The organism is Mesorhizobium sp. M7A.F.Ca.MR.148.00.0.0 (assembly GCF_003997735.1).
In the GTDB taxonomy this organism is placed as follows: domain Bacteria; phylum Pseudomonadota; class Alphaproteobacteria; order Rhizobiales; family Rhizobiaceae; genus Mesorhizobium.
This window is the reverse complement of the sequence record NZ_RZTB01000442.1, coordinates 1-374: the sequence shown is the minus strand read 5'-3', so window position 1 is coordinate 374 and position 374 is coordinate 1. Positions and strand designations below refer to the sequence as shown.

The window sequence follows — 374 nt, the reverse complement described above, 5'->3', positions numbered from 1 at the left end:
CCTCTCCCCGTCCTTCACGGGGAGAGGGTAGGGGTGAGGGGCGGCGCATGCGTGGACCAGGAATCGCGACAACAAAACGTGCAAGACGTCTGCGCCAATCAGACAACGACGCCGAAGGCGCACTCTGGCTCGAACTGCGTGATCGCCGATTGAACGGCCATAAATTCGTGCGGCAATTCCCGATAGGTAAATATTTTGCCGATTTTGCCTGCAGAGAGTGCCAACTCATTGTCGAGATTGATGGCAGCCAGCACGCCGAGAACAAATACGACCAGGCCAAGGATCGCTTTATGATTTCAACTGATTGGTCTGTCCTCCGCTTATGGAATGTCGACGTCTTGAAGGACCGCGAAGAAATGCTCGAGACTATACTG

The 374-nt window shown here is 54.3% G+C and carries 1 protein-coding gene; it reads left to right on the top strand.

The window, feature by feature from the left end; translation table 11 throughout:
• Window positions 1–47: 47 nt before the first annotated feature.
• On the top strand, window positions 48–374 hold a 327-nt coding region (locus EOB49_RS34875), incomplete at its 3' end, for a DUF559 domain-containing protein (RefSeq protein ID WP_164781981.1).